Annotated in this window: 4 protein-coding genes and 1 pseudogene; all 5 read left to right on the plus strand. The window is 58.4% G+C overall.

Annotated elements, in window-relative coordinates; all coding sequences use genetic code 11:
- Nucleotides 1-28 precede the first annotated feature (28 nt).
- Nucleotides 29-1246 carry a tryptophan--tRNA ligase gene (locus tag K787_RS0106150; RefSeq protein ID WP_022961919.1) on the plus strand — a complete coding sequence of 406 codons (1218 nt, stop codon included), beginning with the start codon at nt 29-31 and terminating at the stop codon, nt 1244-1246.
- Between the two features lie 87 nt (nt 1247-1333).
- Nucleotides 1334-2143, plus strand: a complete 810-nt coding sequence (locus K787_RS0106155) for a segregation and condensation protein A (RefSeq protein ID WP_028614666.1) — start codon at nt 1334-1336, stop codon at nt 2141-2143.
- Nucleotides 2118-2903 carry an SMC-Scp complex subunit ScpB gene (scpB, locus tag K787_RS0106160; RefSeq protein WP_022961921.1) on the plus strand — a complete coding sequence of 262 codons (786 nt, stop codon included), beginning with the start codon at nt 2118-2120 and terminating at the stop codon, nt 2901-2903. Before K787_RS0106155 ends, scpB begins: the two co-directional genes overlap by 26 nt.
- Before the next feature lie 78 nt (nt 2904-2981).
- Nucleotides 2982-3857, plus strand: a pseudogene (gene rluB / locus K787_RS22360) (23S rRNA pseudouridine(2605) synthase RluB); the annotation flags it as partial.
- Between the two features lie 301 nt (nt 3858-4158).
- Nucleotides 4159-22209: a leukotoxin LktA family filamentous adhesin gene (locus K787_RS22365; RefSeq protein WP_161785937.1), complete on the plus strand. Its 18051-nt coding sequence runs from the start codon at nt 4159-4161 to the stop codon at nt 22207-22209.
- Nucleotides 22210-22249: the final 40 nt, after the last annotated feature.

Here is a 22249-nt window from a genome sequence, read left to right on the forward strand (position 1 = left end):
CATTACTTAGTATATTCAGGAGTCCCCTTTGAGTTCCGTTGATTCACAGCGTCGCGTATTGTCAGGCATGCGTCCCACTGGGCGCTTGCACCTTGGGCACTACCACGGGGTGTTGAAGAACTGGGTCAAGTTGCAGCACGAGTACGAGTGCTTTTTCTTTGCTGCCGACTGGCACGCCCTGACCACTCAGTACGAATCGCCTGAGAACATCGAGCAAAGTGTATGGGACATGCTGATCGACTGGCTCGCCGCGGGTGTGAGCAGTGGTTCCTCGACCCTGTTTATCCAGTCACAGGTGCCAGAGCACGCCGAGTTGCACTTGCTATTGTCCATGATTACGCCGGTCAGTTGGCTGGAGCGTGTGCCGACCTACAAGGACCAGCAGGAAAAGCTCCGCGATCTTGACCTGGCGACCTATGGCTTCCTCGGCTACCCGCTGCTGCAAAGTGCCGACATCCTCATGTATCGCGCCGGTTTGGTGCCGGTTGGGGCTGATCAGGTCGCCCACGTGGAGATCACTCGCGAGGTCGCAAGACGCTTCAATCATCTGTATGGCAAGGAACCGGGTTTTGAAGAAAAGGCCGAGGCTGCCGTGCACAAAATGGGCAAGAAAGCCGCCAAGCTCTACAGCAAACTGCGTAAAGCCTATCAGGAACAGGGTGACGGCGAGGCGCTGGACACCGCTCGTGCTCTTCTGAAAGAGCAGCAGAACATCACGCTGGGTGATAAGGAGCGTCTGTTTGGCTATCTGGAAGGCGGCGGCAAGGTTATTTTGCCCGAGCCCCAGGCCCTGCTGACCCCCGACTCAAAGATGCCGGGGCTGGATGGCCAGAAGATGTCCAAGTCCTATGGCAACACCATTACCTTGCGCGATACCACCGAGCAGATCGACGAGAAAATCCGCCGTATGCCCACCGATCCTGCCCGGGTGCGGCGTACCGACCCGGGTGACCCAGGCAAGTGCCCGGTTTACCAGTTGCATCAGGTGTATACCGATAAGACGACTCATGACTGGGTACAGCAGGGTTGTCGCAGCGCCGGTATCGGTTGCCTGGATTGCAAGCAACCGGTAATCGAGGCAGTAACGGCTGAGTTGGCGCCGATTCAGGAGCGTGCGAGTGATTTTGAAAGCAATCCCGATGCAGTGCGTTCGATTCTTAACGAGGGCGCCGAGCGAGCTCGCGATGCCGCGCGTGACACTCTGATCGAAGTGCGGCAGGTCATGGGCCTGCAGTACCGCCAGTAACATCATGGTCAAGTGCCGATGAATCCCCAGGATCCGCCCGACGACATCGCCCGTCAGGCGGAAACGTCTGCAGCATCGGTTGCTCCCATGGGTTCGGGTCAGCAGGAAATGCCCTTTGCCATGGTCTATGGCAAGGCCGTCACCCAGATACCCCAAGATCTGTATATCCCGCCGGAGGCCCTTGAGGTTTTTCTCGAAGCCTTTGAGGGACCGCTGGATCTGTTGCTCTACCTGATCCGCAAACAGAATATCGATATTCTGGACATTCCGGTTGCCGACATTACCAAGCAGTACATGGGCTATATTGAGCTGATGACGGTCGTGCGCCTGGAGCTGGCGGCAGAGTATCTGGTGATGGCGGCGATGTTGGCCGAGATTAAATCCAGATTGCTGCTGCCCCGTCACCAGGAAGATGAGGACGAGGAGCACGACCCGCGCGCCGAGTTGATTCGCCGGCTTCAGGAGTACGAGCGCTTCAAGCAGGCCGCCGAGGAAATCGACAGTCTTTCACGGGTTGGCCGCGACCTGTCTTTGGCCAGCGCGCAGCCCCCAGCCGTACAAAGTCACAGGGCCCATCCGGAAGTGGATATGCAGGAGCTGCTGCTGGCGCTGAGCGACGTGCTGCGCCGTGCCGATATGTTCGAGAGCCATCAGGTTACCCGGGAAATTCTCTCCACTCGGGAACGGATGGCTGATGTGCTCGACCGGCTACGCGGTCAATCCTTCGTGCCTTTTGTCAGTTTGTTCAATGTTAGCGAGGGCAAGCTGGGCGTGGTGGTGACTTTTATGGCGGTGTTGGAACTGGTCAAGGAACAACTGATCGACCTGGTGCAGAACGAGTCTTTTGCGCCCATTCACGTCAAGGTGCGAGGTGAAGATGCTCCAGCCGAAGCTTGAACATATTATTGAAGCTGCGCTACTGGCGGCGGGAAAGCCATTGTCGCTTGATCGTCTGCGAGATCTGTTCGACGAAGATCAGGCGCCGGGTCTGGATGCGCTGCGTGAAGCCCTGGGCCGTTTGGCCGGGCAGTATCAAGGTCGTTCGATCGAGCTGCGAGAAGTCGCCAGCGGTTGGCGTTTGCAGGTCCGGGAAGAATACTCCCCCTGGGTTAGCCGGCTGTGGGAGGAGCGCCCGCAGCGCTATTCGCGCGCGATGCTCGAAACCTTGGCGCTGATTGCCTACCGTCAGCCGATTACCCGGGGCGAAATCGAGGATGTGCGGGGTGTTGCGGTCAGCAGTCAGATCGTCAAGACTTTGCTCGAGCGCGAGTGGGTGAGGGTGGTGGGTCACCGCGATGTACCCGGCCGCCCCGCTATGTACGCGACCACCCGCCAGTTTCTGGATCATTTCAACCTGCGCAGTCTTAGTGAGCTACCGCCATTGGCGGCCATCCGCGACTTGGATCAGGAGCCGGAGCTGGCCTTGCAGGATGAAGGTGCGACCGATGACGTGAATGCCCCATGGATGCCAGTGGAGCCGTTGAAGCCGCTCGATGAAGGTGGCGTAGAAACCGGGTTTCACGCATTGATGGATGAGTTGGGCGCGATGGAGTCGGATCTCAAGATCGACTTCGATGATTACCTGCCCGAGAGCGCCGCTGATGGCGGCGGGTCCGATGAGCCGTCGGACGCTGGCGAGGATAACCCGCGCCGCTGAGTTTCAGCTAGCTGGGCACAGCGCTTGATGCTAAGCTGGTCGGTCATCAATATTTCAATACACCGGGAGGTGCCCCGCATGACCGATATCCCCTCAAACCCCGTTAGCGGCGAAAAGCTGCAGAAAGTACTCGCTCGTGTCGGGCTTGGCTCGCGCCGTGAAGTGGAGGCCTGGATTGAAGCGGGCCGCATCAGCGTAAACGGAAAGCTGGCCACCCTTGGTTGCCGGGTGGACAGTCTCGATCAGATTCTGGTCGATGGTCGTCCGGTCAAGCGTGATATCGAGAACGAAGAAGCCCGTCGGGTCATGCTGTATAACAAGCCGGAAGGCGAAGTCTGTACCCGTGACGATCCCGAAGGTCGCCCTACCGTATTCGACCGGTTGCCACGCCTCAAGCATGGCCGCTGGATCAATATCGGCCGTCTCGACATCAATACCTCCGGTCTGCTGCTGTTCACCACTGATGGTGAGCTGGCCAACCGCTTGATGCACCCCTCCTATCAAATGGACCGCGAATACGCAGTGCGGGTCATGGGCGAAGTGGATGAAGAGATGATCGAGCGCCTTAAGACCGGCGTTATGCTGGATGACGGCCCGGCGCGCTTCACCGATGTAGTCACCGCAGGCGGTGAAGGGATCAATCGTTGGTATCACGTGTGCCTGATGGAAGGTCGTAATCGCGAAGTGCGCCGCCTATGGGAGTCCCAGGGCATGCGCGTCAACCGCCTCAAGCGCGTGCGCTTCGGGCCGGTATTTCTTGGGCCGGAATTGCCGGTTGGTCGCTGGCGCGAAATGAAGCAGAACGAGATCGACGCGCTCAGCCAGGAAGTGGGGCTGACGCCGTTGGCGCTGCCGACCATGAAAACCAGCGAACGGGAAAAGGCTCAGCGACTTGCGCGCAAGCCCTCCATGCATCAAGCACGGACAGTCCGGCGTACCAAGGTGCCGCATAAGCCCCGTTGAGATGAGGAATTCTTCGATTTCGGGAACTTATCGAAATTTTGATTGTTTCTGGCGGAACCAGATAAATCGGGCCTCGCCGTCAATTAAGTGACTCTTCCGCCCTGATTTGCAATTAAAATGATGTTGGCCAGCTTGTATTGCAAGCTGGCCTTTTAGTATGTTAGCGCCTTCAAAATCAGTTTAATCAGTTGACAGTGAGGTCGACATGAAGGCGCCCGGTTCCAAGCTCCAGTGCAATGCCAATAACAATAGAGGCATTGCAGGGCTGGCAACACACCCCCTGACGGCCCTCATGTTTGCCACCGGTATGCTCCCCGGTTGGTCATTGGCCAATACCATCACGCCAGACCGTACCACCGCCACTACCGTCGATGTAGCCGGAAACCTCAGTGATATTCGCACCGGTACCGTACGCGGTAAGACGGGCTTCAACTCCTTCGATGATTTCAAGGTCTCCCAGGGCAATGTGGTCAATCTGCATGTGCCGGGTTCCGCCACGCATCTGGTCAATCTGGTTAACAACTCCCGCGCCGAAATCAATGGCACTCTGAATGGGGTCATGAACGGCAACATTGGTGGCCATATCATCTTTGCCGACCCCCATGGGTTCGTGGTGGGCAGTAGCGGGGTGGTCAACGTTGGCAGTCTTACCGTCACGACGCCCAATACCAGTGAAATGGCGCGTTTGCGCGATCTGGTCAAGCCCGGTGTAAATGATGACGTAGCCAATGCTCTAGTTGACGATTTGGTTGCTGGTAGGCTCTCGCCAGCGGCGTTGAACGGTGATGGCAGCAACGTCATTATTATTGACGGGTTGGTCAACACTAATGGTGCCCTCAATCTGCAGGGCGCTTCAGTTATTGTGGGGGCTACTGCGCATTTGCAGGCGGGTACCGATGCCGCGCGCACGGTGTTCGAATCGACAGTTAACACGCACGGTCTTTCTATTGGCACCGACGCCGTACGCGGAGATGGCGGTATTCGCATTACCGCAGCGCAGGATGTCAATATATCCGGTGAGCTGGCCGCGTTGATGGCCGATGATAGCGGGGCCAGCGTACGTATCGCTGGCAATCAGTCCGTCGTCCTTGCGGGTGATGCGCTGATTGATGTGCGCGGCGCGCCAGGCAAAGATGCGGGCGATGTCATCATTGAAGCGCCGTCCGTCAAGCTTCAGGACAAAGCCAGTGTCATTACCCGCGCCAGTGGGGTGGGTACTTCAGGCGACATCACCCTCAATGCCCTTAGCGATCTGAGCTGCACTTTCTGTGATGAAAGCGCAGACGCACAAACACTAGACCAACTCAAGACGGGTATTGAGGGGCAGGCCAATCCCTGGTTGTCAGCCAATCTGGGCAAAGCAGAAATTGTCGTTGCCAAAAATGCGCTACTGGATGCCGGGCATGAGGATGAGGGCGGGCGGGCAGGCGATGTCACCTTGAACGCCTTTGCTATCAATCGGCAGTTGGCAGGTTACGCCGAAGCCAGCGCGCTTATTGAGGTCGATGGCAACCTGAACGGCAAGAACATTAGCTTGCATGCCGACAGCCGTGCAGAAGTGGCGCGGGATATCCTCGGGTCGCTGCTGAATACCGATGCGCTGAAAGCTGATATCGCAGCGCTCAAGGAATTGAACAACTGGACCGAGGAAGAAACCTGGGCCAACATTCTTGATACGCTCTATGAGCCCATCGCGGCTTATGAGAACAGCGCGCGCACCGATGCCTTCCTGGACACGCCGACCAACTTTACCGAATTGACACTGCTGGTTCCTGGATTGGCGGCTTATATCGCCAAGGCAGATTCGCAGGTCATTATTGGTACCGCCGCAGATCTGGTGGCCAGCGCCGATATCCACCTTCTGGCTGAGTCTAAGCGCACGGTGGATAGCTCGACCTGGCAGATTCCCGGATTGGGCAGCAAGATCCCCTTTGGTTTCAGTGCCGCCTACGGTCAAATCTCCGGACTGACCGCAGTCGATGTACGCAGGGGCGCGCAACTCAGCGCAGGCGATGATCTGTCCGTGCTGGCGCACAGCCTCAACAAGCTGGCCGTGACCTCTGCAGCGGAAAATAGCGTCGACGGTAACGGTAACGCGTTAAAGACTATGGGTTTGGGCTTCGGTATGGCGATGAGCGATATCGAAACCCGCGCGGTGGTCGAGAACGGTGTGCTGTTGCGGGTCGGTGAAGACGTCAATGTCACTGCGCTGACCGAACAGAGCCTAAGCAATACGGTGAGTTTCAAAGCCAGCGGTGAGGGTGCCACTGGTGGTCCGGCCGTGGGTTTGTCATTGCTCGATAGCGTGACTCGGGCGGAATTCAGCGCCGACCTGGCTGACGCGCGTAATCTGAATCTGACCGCTGCCAATCTGGTGCATGCGCAGACTTTGGCGGTCACCGTGGAGGCCGGCGCTTCCGAGCCTGGTTATCTGGACAAGCTCAAGGCCAAAGCCAAGGAGCAGGTGGCCGATCCAGTCACCGATTATCTAGGTGATGCGGTCAAAGGTCTATTTGGCATCACGCCGAAGCCGGCCGACGATACGCCTGCACAGCCGACAGACAGCCAGTTCCGGCTGGCCTCGGCATTGGGCATCAGCATGGCGGACCATCGGGTTGAGGCTGTGCTAGGCAGCGCTGATGCTGCGCCGGATATTGCCCTTTCGGGGGACCTGACCGTTCAGGCTCTGCAGCAGCAGAGTGACCTGCATACTACGGTCGCAAGTAAGGTCAATGCATCAGCCAAGCGCGATGATGGCAGTGTTGACGGTGCCGCCGTCAGCCTGAGTGTCGCTGCGGCCTATAGCGAACTGGATCAGACCACCCATGCGATTATTGGCGATGGAGCCAACGTCACTGCGGGACGCATAGGCGTGGGCGCGCAAAACCGCCAGCCGTTAAACCTGCTGGGTCTTGATCGCTGGAGCTCGCTTGAGGACATTTACACCAATCTCAAACTGCTTGTTCAGCAGAAACAGGGCATCGTCGGCAAGTTGGCTACGCAGTATGCCAATTCCACCGGCGAAGCCGATTCATTGGGGATGGCAGGCTCGCTGTCGATCCTGCAGAACCGTACCGATGCCACTGCATGGGTCGGGGATAATGTCACTCTCACAGCTACTGCGCTCGATAACAGCACATGGGTCAGTAATCCGCTTAGTCTTTTGCCGGTCATTGCCGATGACGAGGCGCGGCAGGCGCTGCTCGATCTGGAGCTGGCCTGGGAGTCGCCGCTCAGTATCCGCGCTGAGAACCAATTGGAACAATTGGCCGTTTCCGGCAATTTCGGCTCCCTTTTTGGCTCTACCAGTGACGGCGGCGCCGTAGGCGCGGCGGTGAACGTACAAATCACCGATAACCGCGCGGTTGCCGGCATCGGTGCCGGTGGTGTGCTCAATGCCAAAGCGTTGGATGTCAGCGCGCTTCAGGATGAGATGATTATTGGCCTGAGTCCCTCGGCAGGCAAGGGCGCCAGCGTTGCCGGAAATGGCTCGGTGGTCGTCAGCGTCGTCGACAGCACGGTACATGCTTCTGTGCATAGTAGTACCGATGTCACCGCCGACCGGGTACGCCTTGATGCCGAGCATCAGTTGGGGGTCTGGAGCGCGGCTGGCGCGCTGGCGTCATCGGAAAACGCCGGTATTGGCGCAGGTGTTGCCGTCAATGTGGTGAACACAGATGTCTATGCTCTGGTCGGCCAGAACAATCTGCTGACCAGCGCACGGAATAGTTGGCGGCCGGCCAGCATGGGCACTGCTCTGGCTGATGCGACCCAGGGCCGCTGGTTGGTTGATGACCTGACCCTCAGTGCGCAGAGTTCGGGGCAAAGCGGTGCTTTCTCGGTCGCTGGTGCATTAGCGCGGTCAGAGGAAGAGCAACAGCAGCAGGATGCGGTCGCCGCACAGAGCGGTGGCGCAGACAAGGGCAGTCAGGACAAGGCCGGCAGTTTGAGTGAAGCGATCAAGACCTCGCTGACCAACGGGCTGGCATTGATTACCGGCGAGTTCAGCGCCGCAAAGGATAAAACCGTCGAGCAGGGCGACGCGGCGGTCAACAAGATCGGTGAATACTGGACCAAGCTGCAGGACCTGTTCGCTGGTGGCAGTTCCGGCGACGCGGGCAATGATGGTCCGGCAGAGGGTTTTAGTCTGGCAGCAGCGGCTTCCGGTAGCGTGAATGTCTCTGCGCAGAAAAACCGCAGCCACCTCGGCAATATCGTGCTGGATCCCCGTAACAGCGATGGCGGCAGTCAGGTCAACGTACTGTCACTCAACCAGACCCATCAGATCAGCGGTGCCGGTGCTGGCGCGTTGACCCTCTCCGGTGGCGGTGACAAGAGCGAATTCAGTACAGCCCTGTCCGGTGCTGTGGCGTTCAATCAGTTGAACAATGTGACCGAAGCACAAGTGGTCAGCGTGATCATGACCAGCAACGACCTGCTGAATGTGCAGGCTGCCAGCGGCGGGGATCAGATTGCTCTGGGTCTGGGGCTCTCGGTGGCCAAGGGCGGCGAAACCAATGTCGCCGTCGCGCTGTCTGGTTCGGCCGGCGTGTTCGGCAATCAAACGCGAGCCAGCGTTATCGACTCGGTCGTCAGTCAACGTGGCGACAATCCTGGCAGCATTGCCGTCAATGCCTACGACCGTTCACGCAATCTGCTCGGCGGCGGTGCCTTCGCGGTTAGCACCGATAAGGGCGGCAGCGGCGGCGGCTCCTTTGTTGTCGGCGTCATGCAGAACCAGCTGGAGGCCGAATGGCTGGGCAGCAATGCAACCGATTTTGCCAGCCTGGAGATCAAGGCCAACAGCATTTCGCGCGTGCTGGCGGGCGCCGTCGGTGTTGCTGTCAGTACCGGTTCCGAGAGCGGTGCGGGCGCAGGCTCCTTGTTTGTCGTGGTGATGGACAATCAGGTCAAGGCCAGAGTAGACAAGCGCGACCAGCGTGATTCGTCGCTGAGCGGCGGTGACGTTACTGTAGCAGCGGCAAGTGTTTCCGGCATGGATGCGCTGGCCAGCATCTTTGCCCATGACGCAGCCGCAGCGACTACTTTGTCTGCCAGTGGTCTGGATCTGGACGGCAATGCCACTATCGCGCAGATTGAGGTAGAGGCACAGACCAACGACGAGCTTTTTAAAGAAAATGACGACGGCTTCGATACCAACACCCAGGAATCCGACAGCACAGCGGATACCACGACACGCAATCTGTTCGACAGCGGCACCATTGGCGGCGAAGCGATTCTTGGTATCGCCGGTAGCTTGGCGGCAACGGGCGGCAAGACCGCTGTCGGTGGTGCTTTTGGGGTGGTTTACAACGGCAGCGATTATGCTGTCAGCATCGCTAATACCGATATTGACCTGACTGGTGACCTGCGCCTGGCTGCGCGTAACGAAACCGACGTGCTGGCCGGTGCTATAGGTGCCGCCGGCGCACAAGACGTTGCCGTTTCCGGCTCTGCCACGGCGATCATCGGTCGCGGTACCGTATCAGCCAATCTGGATATGTCTGGGCGTACGTTGCTAGCGGACGATCTGGTTGTTGAAGCCTTGAAAAGTGGTGGCTTCTATTCCCTGGCAGGCAGCATTTCAGCCAGCAGTAATACCGTAGCCGTAGGCGGCGCCTTTAGCATCAACGACATGCAACAGGGCGCCAGCGCCATCGTCCAGGGCGGCACCTATCAGCTTGACGGTAATGCCCGCATCAATGCCGCGCAGCAGAGTCGGATCATTACCGCAGCGCTGTCGGCTGCGGTGTCTGCCAGCGGCGTGGGCGTCGGTGCTGCAATGACCTACAACCGTATCGCCGACACCACCACGGCCGAGCTGCTCAGAGCCACGCTCAGCGCGCATGACCTGAATATTGCCGCCAGTCAGCCGAATCTGGGGGCGAGTATCTGGTCGCTGGCCTTCAATTTGGCGGCCGGCGGTGGCAGTGCCGGCGTAGGCGCAGGCGTCGCAGTGAATCTGATTGATGCCGAACGGGCCGCGAAGGTAACGGACAGCCTGGTCAATCTCGACGGCAATCTGCATATGACCTCGGCGCTGGACGGCGAGATATGGAGTATCGGCATAGACGCCGCTGGTGGTGGGACGGCCGGTGTCGGTGGTTCTTTTGCGTTCAACAATATCAGCGGCAAGGACGAGGTGAGCGTTTCTGGCTCCACCTTGACGGCAACGGCAACTGACCAGACTCTTTCGCTGGATGCCAGTGCTGGCAATGGCCTGACGATTGCCTCCTTGGCAGGCTCTGTGACTGGCGGCGGTACAGCCGCAGTGGGGCTGGCGGCGTCGGTCAATCGCATCGCTGCCGATCGCACGGCATTGATCAGTGATAGTAGCGTGACTGACTTTACCAGCGTGGCCTTGAAAGCCGGGGTGGAACAAGCCATCTATTCGATTGCCGTGGCAGGGGGCGGTGCGGGCAGCGTCGCGGTGAATGGCGCGACCACGACCAATATTCTCGATGGTACCGAGCGAGCAGCAGTGGTCGGCAGCTCGCTGGATGTAGGTGCTCTCAGCCTGTCCACAGCACAAGGCAAGCGTACCATCTGGGGCCTGGGGCTGGTACTCAATGGCGCTGGCAGCGTGGCTGTGGGTGCGGCCAACGTGAACAATATCATTCTGGCCAAGCGATTAGCCGAGGTCGATGACAGTGATTTGACGCTGTCAGGCGCGCTGACAGTAGCCAGTGGCGGTGATGCCTTGATCCGCTCGGCGGCGTTGGGTGCCGGCGGTGCCGGCAGTGCGGCGGTAGGTGCTTCGGTTGCCGTAAACCTGGTGAACGGCGAGGAGACCGCGCGCATCAATGACAGTAGTGTCGATGGCGCTAGCTCGCTGGTCGTTGACGTGACTCGCGGCGAAGTCGATATCAAGACCCTGGCGGGTAACGTGCAGGGTGGTGGGTCCGGCGCGGGCGCCGGCGCTGTGGCGGTGAGCACAGTCAGTCAACGTCGTCAGGCTCTGGTACAAAATACAACATTGAATTTGTCGGCTGCCGCGCCGGCGCGGGTTGAAGCGCTGACCCGTGCGCGTATCGATACTCTGGCTTTGAGTGGCGCGGGAGCAGGTTCGGCCGCAGTGGTGTTCTCCAATACCACGAACAATATCGATGCCAAAACCTATGCCAAGGTGAGCAATAGCAGTGGCACTGCAGGTCATCTGCAAATCAAGGCCACTGATCGTTCCGAGATCAATTCGTTGGCTGGCGGTGTCGCCGCTGCCGGTGCCGTGGCGGTTGGGGTGGCTTCTGCAGTCAATCGGATTGCCAATGATATCGAGGCCAGCCTTACTGGCCAGCGTACAGCTGTGGGTTTTGCGTTAAATGAGCTGGGGGTGCATGCGCGCTCGGACGCAAGCATCCGTACTGCCTCTGTATCCGGTGGATTTTCCGGTACCGCTGCGGTCAATGGCGGGGTGGCTACGAGCATTCTGCATACCAGCACCCGCGCTATGATTAATGGCGGTGCCGATGTGTTGGCGCAGAACAATGTTGCTGTGGTCGCCTATAACCGTGATGTTATTGATTCCTACGCCGGTGTGGTGGCAGGCAGCGGCAATGCTGCAGTGTCGGGTATCTTGACTGTCAACGTGGTGCAGAGCGATACCGAAGCCGCGATTCGCGGCGCGACTACGCGGGTCACTGCGCTAGGGTTGGGTGCCGGAGTGGCGGTAGACAGTGGTGTGGTAACCAATGCGCCCAACACCCAATTGTGGGCGGATGCCGAGGAATTTAACCCGGTAGCGGATCTGCAAACAGGCTCCGAGATTATCCGCGGTCTCGCGGTTCGGGCAACGACGCTACAGCAGGCCGGTCAGATGAGCGTCAGCGGCGCAGTTTCCTTAGTGCCGCTGGCCAGCGCTTCGGTGGGTGGCGTAAGTAATACCAGCGTACTCGGCGGCTCTACACTTGCGGTCATCGATCAGGCGCAGATTAATCAGGATAATGCCGGTGCTTTCGCTGCGCAGCAGGTCAGCGTTGGCGCCCATGCGCATAGTTACAGCTTCGGTGGCGTGCTGAATGCGGCGTTATCTCTGGGCGCTGCTGCCGTGGCGGTCACTGCGGACACCGGTGTCATCAGCCGTGATGTGACGGCTCAGGTAAGCGGTGCCAAGCTGGCCAGCCGTGGGGCGACCAGCGTCAAAGCGGGTTCTACCCGCTCGGCGAGCAGCATTGTGATTAGCGCGTCCGGCGCCATTGTTGGCGTCGCTGGCAGTGCCAGTGTGTTGGTGCTGGAAGGCAGCACCCAGGCACGGGTGGATGCTGCAAGTCAGCTTAATGTCGGCAGCCTGGCGATCAAGGCCAGTGCCAGCAATTACCTGTCACCCAATGCCCAGACGGTCAGTGGTGGGGCAGTGGGCGCTGGTGCCGGGGCTGGGGTGGGGTATAACAAGAGCACCGTGCGTGCCTGGTTAGGCGCGCAGCCTGGTAGCAGTCAAGGTCGTACCGGTGTAATCACTGCTGGAGCCGTATCTGTCGAGGCTGCCAGTCTGACCGACGCGAAGGCGTTGAGCGCCAGTGTCAGTGGTGGCGGCGCGGCGATGGCCGGTTCGGTCAACGTACTGATTGTTGAAAATGTCACAGAAGCGGGAGTTGGAGCAGTTGATTTAGGTAGCGCGGGTAGCCGGGCTACCAGCTTGAAAGTCGATGCCTACGACCGATTGGAGGTCAATAGCATCGTCGGCTCTGGTGCTGCCGGAGGATTGGCGCTGGGCGCCAGTGCCAATGTACTGGTGGCCAATAATGCGACGCGGGCCCGGGTGCTGAATAGTAACCTGTGGACTACCGGCGCGGTCGGAGTTACCGCCCAGCGTGAAAGTGATATCGCTCTGACCACCGTTACCGGTGGCGTTGGCGGCAGCGTAGCACTGGGCGGAAGTATCGGCTTGATCATGCTGGGTTCGGGAACCACTCAGGTGGATGACTCTAATGCGATGGACGAGCTGAATTCGGGTGATGCCGGTACGCTATCGATGATCGACGGTTTTACTGACCGTGAAACCGCCGATACCCAATATCAGACCCTGCAGTTGAACGACCAGACCGGCGAATATGAGCTGGTAATGCTCGACAACAGCACTGAAACGCAATGGCTGAATCAGCAAGGCCAAATTGGCTCGAGCAGCGACCGTTTTGCGGCCGGGGCTGGCGATATCTACCAACACGAGACCCTGGCGCAGATATCTGGCGGTCAGGTTCACAGTGGTGGTCTGGTCACAGTGTCGGCCACCGACGCCATTCGCACTCAGAACCTGGTTGGCTCGTTGCAGCTATCCGGTACCGCAGCAGTAGGTGGTGTGGTCGGCTTTACCCTCTCCAACTCCAGAGTCACAGCTGAGCTCAAGCCGGTTCTACTTAACAGTGCCAGTGTGCTGCTCAAGGCCGACAGCTTCAATTTGTATAACGACAAGCCAGCGGTGCTGGTGGATGCCTATACCGGCGCGGCTGGCTTTGGTGTCGGTCTGGGTGCGGGGGTTGGCATTGCCTTGATGAACAACCTGGTTACGGCGAGCCTGGACGGTACGGTCAACACCTCTGGACATTTCAACGCCAGTGCGCGCGACGCGCTGGACCTGGATGTGCAGGTGAAAGGCGGGCAACTGGGTGCCGCCGGTGCCGCCGGTATCGTGATCGGTGTTGGCGAGCGGGCCAGTCAGGTTCGCGTAACGGTGGCCGACGACGCCAGGCTAAATGCTGGTGGCACACTGGATTTTTCCGCGATCTCGGAAGGCGCTAGCCGCGTCAAGGCGCAAGGCGCCTCTGGCGGCATCCTGTTTGGCGTGCAAGCGGCGGTAGTCAACGCGCGTGATACCAGCGTTGCAGGCCTCACCGTTGGTCAGCGGGCGCATGTCACTGCCAATATCCTGAACCTGTCGGCCATTGCCAAACCACGTCTCGATGCCGAGGGTCTGGGTGTTGCGGTGGGTGGTTATGTGGCCATGGGTGGCACGGTGTTAAACGCCGAGGCACTGTCTTCGGCTTATCTTGATCTCAAGGCTGACAGCCGTCTGACCGCACGCGATGCGAACCTGCGCGCTGCGATTGAGCGTAACGGCAATGCCGACAGTGTCAAGGCGCACGGCGTAGGGGTGGTCGGAGGTCTAGGTCTATCTGCCAACGCGGTAGTAGCCAGTGCGCGTAACACCGCCTCGAGTTTGCTCCAAAGTGCCGAATCGACGCGATTCCAAGGTGTGTCAGACGGCAACTGGAGCTTTGTCGCCGCGACCAATGTACGCCAGCGCGCCTCGACACAGGGCATTACCATCGGACTACTGAGTGTCGGTGCGCACGTTGCTGAGGCCCTGGCCAATACCTCGACACAGGCGCTGCTGAAAGGGCATTTCAGTGGTGACATGGGTGCGCTGAACGTGTCCGCCTCTGCCGTTGTTGATAATGAAGCTCGCTCCACTGCTGGGCAGGGCGGTTTGATCAGCGGGGCGGCCTCGTTGGCCAGAACGGCTGACACCAGCACCACGAAAGCCTATTTGGATGCTCGCGGGCCACAGGGCTCTGTTGACGATGCGCTGTTCAGATCGGTTACGCTAAGCGCTCTGCATCAATCCCATTTCAATGCGTTTGTCGATAGCGTTAATGCTTCGCTGGTCGGTGCTAGCGGTGCGCATGCACTTAACCGAGTCAGGCTGAACACCACCAGCGAACTGGCCGGCACCTCGCGTTTGCAGTCTTACGCCTACGAGCAAAGTGCTCGCAGTGAAGTGACCAAGGCTGCATCCAGTGATTACAACGTCAAGTCAGGTTCCGGTGGTGTGATCGATGCCGCTGCAGCACTGAGTGAGTCGGTGATTAAAGTGAATACTCAGAGTCTGGTAGGTGACCAGGCGAAGCTTCATCTGATCGGTGATTTCCGGGTGCCACAGAACATGCTGATCCACGCGTACAACTCGGTATTCGCGCGCGATACCGTGAAGCTGGACAGTGGCGGAGCTATTGCGATTGCCAAGGCCGATTCGATCATTGATGTGGATCAAGCTATTGCGCGCGTGACCGTCGGCCAGGATGCGGATCTATTGAGCATCGGCGATATCATTCTCAGCGCCAGTGGCGGCTATGACATCGACGCGCGCTCCAACGCCAAGACTTGGGGCCTTGCTGGCGCGGCAATGGGTTATAGCCAGGCTCGGGTCAATGCCGATTACGATGTGATTATCGGCACTGATTCAACGCTGTTGGGCTACGGCGATATTCGGTTGTATGCCGGTCAGAACGTGAGCGGTAGCTCCAGTCAGGCGACGCTGACCGCGCGTACGGATCTATGGAATAACACGGCTTTCCCGGTAGTCAACAAGCCTGATGCCGATGCAGTGTTCCAGCGCGACAGCATGATTTCTGTCAATGCTGGCAGCGAGGTCAACAGTATTGGCGATATCTTTGCCTACGCTGACAAGGGCTATGGCAACTTGCTTGGTAAAGGCCAGGCCAAGGACCTCTATACCGAAGCCTTGAATGCTCTGGGGTTGTCGGTCGAGATCACCTCCGGCAAGCAGCAGAACACCTCCACTGCGGTGGTGAAAGTGGATGGTTCGCTCAACTCTGGGTATTACAACAAACGTTCTGTGCATATCACTGGCCTGGAGTACTGGGTCAATGGCACCAGGATGACGTTGGAGCAGATATCTGCTCTGGATCTGGATGAAAACAGTACCGACCAGATCGTTATCAAGCCGATTGTCACCACCAGTGACGATGACATCACCTTCAGACTGAAGGAAGGCACTTACTCTCAATATATTAGCCAGCGTGTTGAGGCGCTGAACAAACAGCTAGCGGATTACGGCTTGTCGCCTATTGAGCGTACCGCCATGCAGGCGGAGCTGAACGTGCTTCAGCGCACATTGACGGCGCTGTTCGAACAAATGGGCGGTGATGCTTCACAGGGTGCCAGCCTGGCTCGCGATCAGATCATTCAAGTGTTTGAGCTCGATCCGATCCTTGCCAAGCCCGGTAATGTCGTGGTGATTGGCGATGCGCTGATTGGCAGCGGCAGGCTGAGAGCGCCGGGTGATGCGGCTATTACCGTGACCAATGACAGCTCCGCGTTCCTGCGGATCATGGGGCTCGAAATTCCTTTCCGTGAGGGTGGGCAACTGCTGTTCAATCTTGCCTCGCTAACCTCCGTAGACGAGATCAATAATGCCAATGCGGTTGCCTACAAGGGCCAGGCCAGCTTTGGCAATGTGACGGTTTCCAGCAATTCTCCCGATCCGGTCGTGACGGTCATCAATAATTACAATCCTTCCACCGGTATCGTGGGTCAGGATGGTCTGCGTTCACCTGCGCCGGATATTTATATTGATGGTCGCATCTTCAACCAGCGTGGGCTGGTCAGAATCACTGCCAGTTACGGCAGTATCTATGCCAACAGCGATATCCGTGGCAAGACATTGGAAATCAGTGCTGGTCGGGATTTCGTTCTGAATGCTGAAGATGCTTTCTTTCATGTCGGCGGTGATCCAGCGACTAATAACAACGGCAGCAATCTAACTGCCCCTGCGGCTGGTTCCGGGGTGGTTGCGGGTAATAACGTGGTTATCAGCGCCCAGTACTTGAATATCAATGGGTTGATACAAAGCGGCGTGGCGAATTGGACGGCCACTATCCAAGACAGCGCGCAGCTTAAGACCAGGATTGATGCTGGCCGCAACCTGTATCAGCTTGGGCTCGGTGATGCGGTGATCAGTCTCCAGACTACGGACGCGCGTACCGGGGTCCTTGGCTACAATTACGACTTCCGCTCTGAAAGCGTCGTGCTCGACGCGGTCGAAGTCGCTGGCGGCTATATGGAACTGACCGGCTACATTCTGAGTACCGGCAACGGCCAGCTTAGCGTGCTGGATGGTTACAGCCAGGTGGGTATTATTAACACCAGTGATTACACGCTGAGCCTGAGTGGCATTGATCTCGGCACCGGCACCAAGGGCACGCTGCGCATCAACGACGCCCGGCGTGACGGCAATGGTAACGAATATGTCTGGTCCTCCATTTACACGCGTGGTTACGATGCGGCTGCCGACGCCTACAAGGTTTATCTGCAGCAAGGGCTGAGCAGTGCGGTTCTGAATGCGACGGCGGTGCAGGTCGGCTCTGGGCGTAACACCAGCTATAATCCTGTGACGGGGCGTTCCTATGTCTGGCTGACGGGGCAGGACCAAACTGAAACGACTGTCGCCAAGTACTACAAAGATAAGTTCTGGGGTGCCTTTAATGTGGGTGAAGGCACACTCTATGAACCGCCCAAGGTGTGGACCGGTGACCCTCGGCCGATAGATGGCGCCGACTATATGGGCAATGTCGACGGTAGTTTGGCCTCCGGAGCGGTTAATCTGGTCACTGACACCTTTGATACGGGCGAGGCACCAAAGGTCGATGTAAACACCTGGACTAGCTGTCACAAATGGTTCCTGTGGTGTCAGGTCAAGCGCAGTTGGCTTCAGACCACCACCGTGCAGGGCCAGAAGGTGATCAACCGCTATACAGTGCGGGCCGATAACCCGATCAATATCAGTTTTATCGGTTCTGATACGGGAGCGATCGACCTTAATTCCAACGGCAATGTGGTTTTGCTTGGCTCATTGTTCAACCAGAATGGCACGACCAATATCACCACCAATGGCAGCCTGACCCAGGGCGCCGACTCAGTGGTTGTGCAGGCCGCCAACCTGAATCTGCAGGCGGAGACCGGCATTGGTAGCGCGACCCAGGCCTTGACGCTACAGGTCGGTGATTTACTGTCGGCGAAATCCAGTGCCGGCGATGTCAACCTGCGTGGATTGGGCGGGCTCAAGCTGGGGGCGTTGGAGGCGCTGCGCGGCAATCTCACGCTGAGCGCGCAGGGTAATATCACCACGTACAACAACTCGGTGACGATTAAGGGCCACGCGATTAATCTGAGCACCACCAGCGGCAGCATTGGTGCCAGCGGCAACCTACTGAACATAGATACCAACACCAGCGGTGGTAGCTTCGGCACCATGCCAGCTACCCTGACTGCACGCGCCGTGGGCGGGGTGTTCCTGCAAGAAGTCAGCGGCGATCTGCTGGTGGACCAGGTTCTGGCGGGTGGCGATGTGCATTTGCGCGTGGTGGGCGGCGATCTGATCGATGCCAATACCACACAGTCCTACGACGAACGTACGCTCGATGAACTGAAGGCGCTTTGGAGCGACATGGGCCTGACCGGCCAGGCGGCCCTCGATGCGCTGGAGCAGCAAAAAACCGCGCTGATCAATGCTGGCCAGAACAGCTACGAGCGCTATTGGAATCTGCGCACCGACAAGACCACTGGTGTGGTCGGTGTGTTCGATCTGGATCAGGTTCAGCTCAGTGCTGCACAGATTGCTCAGCTCAAGGCACAGGACTGGTCGGACACGCAGATAGCGGCCGAGCAGGCGCGAATCGATACCGAGTACGACCAGCTGCACAACCGTTTTGGCAGCGTCGCCTACGATCCCGGCTATCAATACCAGCTCAGTGTCCAGGAAGCCGCTCTGCTAGATGCTACTGCGGCCTGGAGCGAAGATCAGTTGCAGTACTCGGTATCGTCGGCATTGCTGAGTCGGGGTACCAATACCCAGTCCAAGATTGAAGACAACAATATTGAGGGCGCCAATGTCACTCTGGAAGCCTATCGAATCGGTCAGGTGCTCGCTGAGGATATCTACATCGACCTGAGCGTGGGCATAGAAAACCTGACCTCGGCACAGTTGGCCGCGCTCGCTGGTGCAGAGCTTGATGATGTTTACTTCGATGACCTCAACGACAAGACCAAGATGCGGATTGTCCAGCGCGACGATCTGAACGTCTCGGCCACGGGCAATCTGGATGTAACGGCGGTCAAGGACGTCTACCTGGGGGGCAAGAACGACTTCAATATCTATAACGTGCAAGGCGATACGGTCCGCATCAAGACAGATGGCAACATTGAAAGCGCGAACGGCAGCAACGTGGTGATCACCGGCCATGATGTCGTGCTCGAAGCTTCAAGTGGCGCCATTGGCGGCCAGGGCGCGGTGCATATGAACGTCAGTGGTGACTTGGTCGCGCGGGCGGTATCTCTGAACCTCGCGCAGGCTGGCGATTTGCGGGTGTTGCGTCTGACCGGCAGCGACGCCATCACCCTGGCGTTGGGTGGTAATCTGCTTGCCAGCGGGCAGAACGGTGAGCATTTGCTCGGCGGCACCATCAACCTGACCATTGAGGGTGATCTGGGCAGTGTTGATGAGCGCATTCAGTTGAACAGTCAGACCGACGAGATTGCGCTTGACATCGGCGGTGACGCTTGGATCGGCGCAATGCAGGGCGTCATCGTCCAGCCAGGTAATTTAAACCTGGGTACGGTGATAGTGGATGGCCTGCTGGATATCGGCCAGGCCACCACGCTGACTCAGAGCGGTGACTGGTCGCTGGGCAGTTTGTTGCTGAACCTGGGCAGCAACTGGCGGATGAATGCGGGAACAAGCGTCACTGCCGGCGGCAGCTTGTCGGCGACGCTAGGCAATCTGGCGACCCTGGGTGACCTGACAGTGACCGGCAATAATGGGCTGCTGTCGCTCACGGCCAGTCAACTTATTGCCAATGAAGATGGCGTTCGCTGGGTTTCGGCGGACCGGCTGGCATTGCGCAGCACTGGCCTGGTTGGCGGGACCGGCAATATCGGTCAATCAACGCGTCATGTGATCCTCAAGGCCAAGGAGCTGGGTGTGGATGCCTCAGGCCAGCTATTCCTTGACCTGGACGGTGGTTTTGAACGTGGCAGCGTGGTCAGTGCAGGCAACCAAGCCTTGAATACCTTGGGCGACTCTACACTTGATCGTATCGAGAGCATCCAGGGCATGATCACTCTGAGCGGTCTGGGCGAGATCGCTATCGACCAGTTGCAAGCTTGGGGCGATCTGGATCTGGCCGGTAGCGGTTTGTCTCTGAGGCTGGGCTCGTTGCGCAGCCAGCAGGGTGATCTGGCGGTCGATATCGGCGGCGTCTTCAGCGCTGATACGGTAGACGCGCAGAATGGCCTCTGGAACCTGATAGCCAGGCAGGCGCTCATTGGTACCGCGACGATTGCCGGTCCCGTGCAGATGAGTATTACTGCGGATCTGCAGCTGGATCTTTTGAATGCAGGCGACGATGTTGCGATGGTGCTGGGCAGCGCCTCGCATATTGGCGAGCTGGATATCGCCGGCCGCTTTGACCTGGATGTAGCAGGCATGCTTGATCTCAAGCGGGCCAGGGTCGCGGGTGATGCGTCGCTGCATCACCGCGGGCTGGCCGGCACGCCCTTGCGTTATGACGCGTTGACGGTCGATCAGACCCTCAGCGTGACGGGTGCCGGTGACTGGGCTGGGCGCAGCACGGTGGTGGGCGGTGATGTGTTATTCGATGTGGGTACTGCGGATCTGGGTAGCCTTGAGAGTCTCACCGGTACGATCTTGCTGACGTCCAGCGGACTGTTCGCTGCAGATGAGCTGCACGGGCGTCAGCAGTGGATCATGTTGACTGCCGGATCAGCTGAACTGGGCAACGTCTCTGCGCACAGCCAACTGGCGATCGAAGCCGACGGCGATCTGAGCATCGTGACCGGGCGTAGTGGCGCAGATATGTCGCTGACCACCGTTGCGGGCTCGCTCGGAACCATTCGCTTTGGCACTTTGGCCGACCCGGATGAACTCAACGTACTGGTGCCGGCGCATCTGAAATCGGCCGAGAACCTGCTGGTCAGGACCGATGGAGACGTGTTCGGTGGCAACGCTGAAGCTGAGCAATTGCTCAGGATGGAAGGCCGTAACCTGTATTTCGGTCGTGTCCAGAGCCTGCAGGGCGATGTTTCGCTACTCGGCTCTGGCGACTATATGGATGGTCATGGCGATATCACCGGTCTGCTGGTCGAAGCTTTCCGCGACATCGGCATTATTGCCAGCGGTAACCTGGTCATGCCGGAAGTGAAGTTTGGCGGGACCTACTCGCTGAAGGCCGGGCGCGATCTGACTGTGGGTGTCAGGGGCGACCTGAATGTGCAGGGTGAGGCTGAGGCTGGCCGTGATCTGTTCTTTGATGTTGGACGTAACGTCGATCTGCGCGGTGCCAAGGCCGGGCGTGACGTGACGGTCAATGCTGGAGGCGCGATCAATTTCGATGATCGAGTGGAAGCAGGCGGTAACATCCTGTTGAATGCCAAGGGCGGGGACATCACGGTAGGTGGGCCAATGACCTCCACCGGACAGTACGAGGGCAATCCCATCTCCGGAAAGATCTCGCTCACCGCCACTGGCGACATCACCACGACGCTGGTTAGCACTGCGAGTCTCGTTGACGGCAATATTGATGTCCAGGGGCAGAATCTGAGTCTGGGCAATCTGTCGTCAAGCGAGAATATCGACTTGCTGGCCCGCGGCTCCATTCAGGTGGGCGACAGCGGTAGCGCGGGTCATCAGAACTGGTTCGCCGACGGAGATATCGACTTCCAGCGTCTGTTGGCTGAAGGGCAAGCTGTACTGGACAGTTTGCTCGATACCCGTGGTCAGTCTATCCGTGCTGATCAGGGTATTACGGCCCTCGCTGGCTGGCGTAACGGTTTTGCCAGCACGGCCGCGCTGGCGTTCGAGGAAGCTATCGCGCCGATCATGGAGCTACGCTCCGGGCAATCAATCCGCGTGCAGAACGCCAGTTTGGGCGAGTCTGCTGACCTGTATGCGCAGCAGATCGAGTTCAACGGGAGGCACACCGGAGAGGGCCTGCTGACACTGACGGTGCAGGGTTTGAATAATGCTGGCCAGCCTGGCGACAGCTTCAAGTCGCGTCTGGATGCTGATCATGTAGTCATCGACCTGCTGGATATGGTGCATACCGAGCTGGATACCACGGCACTGCTAGTGGATTTCCTGGACGCAAGCAACGTGGACTATCTGTTCCTGACCACACCGCAAGCGGTGATCATCGCTGATAACGTTAATCCGACCTATCGGCCTGCGGCCAATGTTCAGCTGCATGAACTGGACAAAGCGTTCTGGTTACAACAAAACGGCTTGGGAACGTACACCAATGGCTATGTGATTCACCGTGACTATACCCATCAGGTGCGCGTGCCGAACTTCGCAGAAGGCCATCAGGACGGCACTGTGGATTATCAAAACATCAGCGCGGCTGACTATTCCGTCATGATGATGACGCCGCAGAACATCAGGTTACGGCTGGGGCTGTTGATGAATCAGATGGCTGGGTATGTGCCACCCGTAGTGTCAGAGATTTCATCAGAGGATGACGAAGACACCATGAACATGGATTGGCAGGCGTTTTCCGAACAAACAGGGAATGAGGCACAGTCGTGGGGAATTTGATGGGTGGGAAGGGTTGTAAAAGAGCAGTTTCGGTAGGTTG

This window comes from Halopseudomonas pelagia CL-AP6 (assembly GCF_000410875.1).
Taxonomy (GTDB): Bacteria; Pseudomonadota; Gammaproteobacteria; order Pseudomonadales; family Pseudomonadaceae; genus Halopseudomonas; species Halopseudomonas pelagia.

What these genes read in the sequence shown, in the direction of transcription:
- K787_RS0106155 (WP_028614666.1), top strand. Translation starts at nt 1,334, where the DNA reads ATGGGTTCGGGTCAGCAGGAAATGCCCTTTGCCATGGTCTATGGCAAG.
- K787_RS22365 (WP_161785937.1), top strand. Translation starts at nt 4,159, where the DNA reads ATGTTTGCCACCGGTATGCTCCCCGGTTGGTCATTGGCCAATACCATC.